This window comes from Clostridium sp., assembly GCF_036569345.1.
GTDB lineage: Bacteria > Bacillota > Clostridia > Clostridiales > Clostridiaceae > Clostridium_AD.
In genome coordinates this window covers 1-6,051 of record NZ_DATCQT010000071.1, presented here as the reverse complement: position 1 = coordinate 6,051, position 6,051 = coordinate 1, and the positions used below count along the sequence as shown (strand labels likewise).

Sequence of the window (6,051 nt, the reverse complement as noted above, 5' to 3'; positions counted from 1 at the left end):
AATCTTCAATTATTTTGGTTTAATAGTATAACAACTATTACTAGCGCTATAAAGGGTTATGGAATAATAGGTATAGATCAGTCTAGTGGAAAAAACCATGTACTTTTTAATAATAAAAATGTATTTGACATATTAAATATTCCCCCTAAAGATTTATATTATAAGTCTCTTGAAGAAGTAATTGATCATTGTCCAGATAATAAAAAATTCTGGAAAATAATTAACAATAATGAAATTGTAACAGATATACCTATAAGGTTAACTATAAATGATAAACAAATTTATGTAAGTGTTAGTACAACTCATTTTTTTGAAAATAAATTTCATATTAATGGACTATCTATACATATCAATTCTACTGAGCGATTAAACAATTTAATATCAAATCATACTGGTAATAATGCACGATTTACTTTTTCGACTATTATAGGTAAAAGTGAAAATTACTCAGATATATTGCATCATGCAAAAGCAGCTTCATTTAGTAGCAGCAATATATTATTACTTGGAGAAAGTGGAGTTGGAAAAGATGTTATTGCACAAGCAATACACAATGAAAGTCCAAGAAAAAATGAACCCTTTATAGCCATCAACTGTGCAGCACTTCCTAAAGACCTAATATCTACAGAATTATTTGGATATGATGAAGGTGCTTTTACTGGTTCAAGAAAAGGAGGAAGTATTGGGAAATTTGAGTTAGCTAATAAAGGCACCATATTTCTAGATGAAATAGGAGATATGCCGCTTGATCTTCAAGCTATACTATTAAGAGTTATAGAACAAAAAAGTTTTATGAGAATTGGGAGCAATATTTCAACAAGTGTTGATGTAAGAATAATAGCAGCTACAAATAAAAATTTAAAAGAGAAAATAAAACAAAAACAATTTAGAGAAGATCTTTTCTATCGCCTTGCAATTATAAGGATAAATATACCTCCGTTAAGAGAAAGAAAAGAAGATATTCTTCTCCTAGCAAATAACTTTATAAATCTTATTTGTAAGAGAATAAACAAGCTTCCTGTTACTCTTTCCCCTGAGGCTAAAGATTTTTTTGTTACCTATACATGGCCTGGGAATGTACGTGAATTACAAAACTTTTTGGAAGGTACAATTCAAATTTATGACGATGCAATGATAACTTTAAGACATATAGAACTTTATTTTAACACTGACTTGCAACTTTATGATGAATCTAAACTGTATCCTCCTGTGCAACTTAATAATTCTACTGCAATAGTTATAAATGATAAAAATACGGTAAATTTAAGTGATAAAGAAAAGATGATAAAAGCACTAGATATCAATAAGTACAATAAAACAAAAACAGCTAAATATCTTGGAATATCAAGACGAACATTATATAGAAAATTAGTTGAATATGACCTCTCTTAAGAATAGCTTCCTCAATAAGTGCAGGTCCCTACTTTTAAATTTAACCCATCGATTTCTTTGATGGTAGCTTGTACGTATAATTAGTAGGTTTAATGACATAGGGCCCCACAGAATATGTAGGGCTATTTCTTGAAGGATCTTGCGACTGAAATTGCTGATTTTCGCCATATTCTTCTGAACTTTCTATTCCACCAGAAACATCATTTCCATCAAAGCCATCTGGTAGATTACTGCTTATAATGGTCCTCATTTATCATATCAATGTATGATAAATCTCTTCTTCTGAATTTTGACAGTTTTCGTATAAATGCATGATAAATTTCTTCTTCTAAATTTTTACAGTTAACAGCACCTAATTTTATGACAGGTTTTATTTTTCCATGAAAATCACTGCCAATAGTCTTAATTAAATCGTATTTCTCTGCCTGTCCTGCATAAAACTCAATCTGTTCCTGTGAATGATAAGTGCTATACACTTCCATACCCGTGATTCCAGCCTGCACAATATGATGTAGTAGATCTTCATCTTCCTTCACATTGTTTCCGGGATGTGCTAAAATCGCAATTCCACCCGCTGCATAAATTAGCTCAATGGCATCCATAAGGCTCATAAATTTCATTGGAACATATGCTCCTTTCCCAACCGAGCATATATCCCAATAAAAGTTTACATATGGATTGTCACTTCGCTCTCCATGAGGATAATAGGGCCTCATTAGTAGATTGTTCTTATTCCTATCATCATTAAGTGCTGCTTCAGCAATCATCTCTCCTGTTACAACACCAGTTCGCGACAGTTTTATGGCTTCAAAGTAATTATAGAAAATCCCCATTTTTTTTACAAGTTCCATCCGTTTCAACGATGTAGCCCGTTCTTGATCCTGAACATTTTCCTCTACCATCTCAAAAAAATCGTATGTCTCATCGATACCATAGCCTAACACATGTAAATCCACCCCTCTAAAACTACAATCCAATTCTATGGCCGGAATCAATTGAATCCCTAATTGTTTTGCATGCAGATTGGCTTCCTCTACTCCTTTCACAGAGTTATGATCTGCTAAAGCTACTACCCTTACACCAGCTTCAAAACAAAGCTCCATTAATTCCTTTGGTGAAAATTCACCGTCATTACTAAAATTCGAATGCATGTGCAAATCTAACCAACCCATCTTAGAATCCCTCTTTGCTTTCATATTTTTTTCTATAAACAAATGATTATGATTAGAAGTCGTTTTCGTATCACCTTATTATAATTCATGTATTATTGGTATCATTTTTTCATATGTGTAAATATGAGTATATCCTAACTTCTTCAATTCCTCCTGGGCATAACTAATTTTAAACCCCACATGATCCTCTTGATGTGCATCTGAACCTATCGTTATAATTGTCCCACCAAGCTCCTTGTAAAGTTTTAGAATTTCTCTCGATGGTGTTAAGTCTTTCAGGCCATAGCGAAAACAGGATGTATTTACTTCGATACCTTTTCCATGTGCTATAGAATATTTTAAAATTTCCATTATGATATCTTTTACATACATGAAAGCATATTCTCCTCCCTTGTCATATCGTATAATCATATCCAAATGACCTAATACACAATAATTATCATACATTTGCATCACTTTTAGGATTTCCTCATAATACCTCTCATTGTATTCCTTTTGGGTTTTTCCATTTTGAAAATCCTGTCTCCAAAATTCCTTATTATCTACTTGATGGCAAGACAAAATAACAAAGTCAAAATTATAACTGTCGAATGTTTTTTGAAATTCCGAAACAGTATTTGTCTGCATGCCAAATTCAATTCCAAATTTTAATCCTATCTGACTTCCGAATTTTTCCTTACATCTTAGAAATTCTTTGTGATAAGATTCACAGTCACAATTAAGTTCCGTCTTCACGCCATAATCGATATGTTCCGTAAAACAAATTTCATCTAATCTCAGAGAGATGGCTTTTTTGATTTCCTCGTCCATCGGATAAGTTGAATCATCACTAAAACTGGTATGAATATGATAATCTGCTAACATTTACTTTCCTCCTAACGTCTTTTTATATTATTCTTGCTCATAAGCATCAAAACCACTTAGCACCTCATATCCATCTGTTTGGTTTTATTTAGGTTTTCTACCATACATAGCATAAGCAATACAAAAATGATTAGGTAGAATGGATACAATTTTATGCTGATATGCTCTGCAATCAATCCAAATAAAGGTGGCATAAAGGTACTTCCTATATAGGCACAAGCCATCTGCATTCCCATGATTGCCTGAGACAAATCTTTTCCAAAGTTATCCGGTGTCGCATGTAAAAGGCTTGGATAAATTGGTGCACATCCCATACCGATTAGGACAAATCCGGCGCACAGTGTCGACTTTCCTAATGGGAGTAGTAATGCAATAATGCCGAACACTGCTATTCCCTGTCCTAGACGGACCATATTTTTGTCACCTATTTTCATAGTAATAAAGCCGCATAGGAATCTTCCAACAGTAATTCCTAAATAGAATAGGGAGATCCACATAGCTGCCTCGTTTGCTGATATTCCTCTTTCCATTACCATATAACTGCTACCCCAAAGACCGGTTGTAGTTTCTAATGCGCAATATGAGAAAAATGCTACCAAAACCGATTTTGCTCCCGGTAATTTTACTAGTTCTTTTATGCTAAGACTTTTTGCTGTTTTTTGTTTTTCATCTGTTTCTGTACTGTTCTTTTTCCAAAGTGGTATGGAAAAAATTAGAATTGTAGTCAAACATATCTGAATTATGAAAATGAAACGATAACCGGCATTCCAAAGCATCCCTCCAGTCAGACAAAATCCCATGATATATGGACCCAATGTAGCTCCTATTCCCCAAAAACAGTGAAGCCAGCTCATATGTTTTGCCTTATAGTGTACTGCTACAAAGTTATTGAGTGCAGCATCCACGGAACCAGCCCCCAACCCATAAGGAATTGCCCACAAACATAACATAACAAAAGAATTAGATATGGAAAACCCAAATAGTGCCACCGCTGTCATACACACGCTCAGTGTCGTTACTTTTCCGGTCCCCAATTTCTTAATCAGTCCGTCACTAAAAAGGCTGGAGATAATCGTTCCGCCTGCGATAATCATGGAGATAATACCTGCAAAAGACATCGGCACATGCAAATCTCCATACATGCTTGGCCATGCCGAACCTAGCAGTGCATCCGGTAACCCTAAACTAATAAATGAAATATAAATGATTATTAATAAAATTGTAAACACTGATTTCAATCTCCCTTTTGAAATTTTAATTTATACTATAATAATACCGATAATATTTTTTTGTATCAATAACAAATAAGACGTATAATATAATAAAAACGCCAAAAAGGAGAAATCTATGTCAATTAAACCATGTGGTCTTAAAATAGCAGAAGATAAGCGTGAGTTGGAAACCAGGGGTACTCCCATGTTCCCCTGTGGAGGGTACTTTTCAGATATAAGCAAGGGAGTGACTGGGGATATTCCTTGGCATTGGCACGATGAAATCGAACTGTTGGTGGTCCATAGTGGAGCGGTATGCCTAAGTATGAGTAAAATGAGTTACACGCTGCATAAAGGTGAAGGAGCATTCATCAATTCAGGTGTGTTGCATTCTGCGCAGATTGAAGGGAATGATGGATGTATACTGAATTCCTTTGTGTTCCGGCCTTCTCTGATTTATGGCGAGGTCGAAAGTATCATCGAACAGCGGTATATGCGCCCCCTAAGCAGCACAAACGAGCTTTCTTGTATCGTGTTCCATAAAACGATTGAATGGCAGGCACAGACACTGCACTGTATCCAGTCAGCCTATGATGCCTTTCAAAAAGAAGAATTCGGCTATGAACTGTTGGTATGGGAAAACTTGTCCCATGTATGCTATCTGATTATCCAAAACATGCTCCCTGTCTTGGAACAGCAAAAGCAAGGTGAAAATATGGACTCTGTCCGTGTGAAACAAATGCTGAATTTTATCCATAAATCCTATGGGGAAAGCTTAGGATTAAAGCAAATTGCTGATGTATCCATCATCAGTAAACGGGAGTGTTTACGATGCTTTCAGTCCATACTTGGGATGTCACCTATGCAGTATTTGATCAAATACCGTATATCTGTGGCTGCTCGCCTCTTACGCGAGACCGACGAATCAATTACTGAAATCTGCAACAGGTGTGGGTTTGTCAGTCCTAGCTATTTTTCCAAAATGTTCAAGCGGTTTATCGACTGTACACCCACATCATATCGGAAAATCTTGTATTAAACTGAGAAAAAATGAAAGAAGCTGATTTTTACGAAAAGAATTACAAAAGTTGAAATAGTACTATAATAATAATAATAATAGCAATTATTGCGATATCATCGAAGGTAATATCTACAGAATTATTTGGATATGATGAAGGTGCTTTTACAGGTTCAAGAAAAGGAGGAAGTATTGGGATTTTTGAGTTAGCTAATAAAGGCACCATATTTCTAGATGAAATAGGGGATATGCCGCTTGATCTTCAAGCTATACTTTTAAGAGTTATAGAACAAAAAAATTTTATGAGGATTGGGAGCAATATTTCAACAAGTGTTGATGTAAGAATAATTACAGCTACAAATAAAAATTTAAAAGAGAAAATAAAACAAAAACA

7 protein-coding genes are annotated in these 6,051 nt (G+C 34.6%); 3 read left to right on the top strand and 4 right to left on the bottom strand.

Features of this window, described 5'->3' with window-relative positions; genetic code table 11:
• Positions 1 to 1,392: sigma-54 interaction domain-containing protein (locus VIM70_RS07655; protein ID WP_331945157.1), on the top strand; the 1,392-nt coding region annotated here is incomplete at its 5' end.
• A gap of 40 nt (positions 1,393 to 1,432) precedes the next feature.
• Here VIM70_RS07655 and VIM70_RS07650 read toward each other — a convergent pair.
• The 4 genes from VIM70_RS07650 to VIM70_RS07635 all read right to left on the bottom strand — a co-directional run bounded on the left by VIM70_RS07650 (position 1,433) and on the right by VIM70_RS07635 (position 4,657).
• Entirely contained in the window at positions 1,433 to 1,642 is a 210-nt protein-coding gene (locus VIM70_RS07650) for a hypothetical protein (RefSeq protein WP_331945156.1), read from the bottom strand.
• On the bottom strand, positions 1,620 to 2,564 hold the full coding sequence (locus VIM70_RS07645; protein WP_331945155.1) for a PHP domain-containing protein: 945 nt from the start codon (positions 2,562 to 2,564) through the stop codon (positions 1,620 to 1,622). Before VIM70_RS07645 ends, VIM70_RS07650 begins: the two co-directional genes overlap by 23 nt.
• 78 nt (positions 2,565 to 2,642) lie before the next feature.
• Positions 2,643 to 3,428 carry a histidinol-phosphatase HisJ family protein gene (locus VIM70_RS07640; RefSeq protein WP_331945154.1) on the bottom strand — a complete coding sequence of 262 codons (786 nt, stop codon included), beginning with the start codon at positions 3,426 to 3,428 and terminating at the stop codon, positions 2,643 to 2,645.
• Positions 3,429 to 3,484: 56 nt separating this feature from the next.
• On the bottom strand, positions 3,485 to 4,657 hold the full coding sequence (locus VIM70_RS07635) for an MFS transporter (protein ID WP_331945153.1): 1,173 nt from the start codon (positions 4,655 to 4,657) through the stop codon (positions 3,485 to 3,487).
• Between the two features lie 118 nt (positions 4,658 to 4,775).
• On the opposite strand from VIM70_RS07635, the gene VIM70_RS07630 reads away from it, so the two are divergent.
• Together VIM70_RS07630 and VIM70_RS07625 are read left to right on the top strand one after the other, a co-directional pair.
• Positions 4,776 to 5,678 (top strand): AraC family transcriptional regulator, encoded by a 903-nt coding sequence (locus VIM70_RS07630; protein WP_331945152.1) that lies wholly within the window; start codon positions 4,776 to 4,778, stop codon positions 5,676 to 5,678.
• 62 nt (positions 5,679 to 5,740) lie between these two features.
• On the top strand, positions 5,741 to 6,051 hold a 311-nt coding region (locus VIM70_RS07625), incomplete at its 3' end, for a sigma 54-interacting transcriptional regulator (RefSeq protein WP_331945158.1).

Excerpts from the sequence above, each read along its gene's own strand:
- VIM70_RS07630 (WP_331945152.1), top strand. The coding sequence starts at position 4,776 with ATGTCAATTAAACCATGTGGTCTTAAAATAGCAGAAGATAAGCGTGAG.
- VIM70_RS07650 (WP_331945156.1), bottom strand. The coding sequence starts at position 1,642 with ATGAGGACCATTATAAGCAGTAATCTACCAGATGGCTTTGATGGAAAT.
- VIM70_RS07645 (WP_331945155.1), bottom strand. The coding sequence starts at position 2,564 with ATGGGTTGGTTAGATTTGCACATGCATTCGAATTTTAGTAATGACGGT.
- VIM70_RS07640 (WP_331945154.1), bottom strand. The coding sequence starts at position 3,428 with ATGTTAGCAGATTATCATATTCATACCAGTTTTAGTGATGATTCAACT.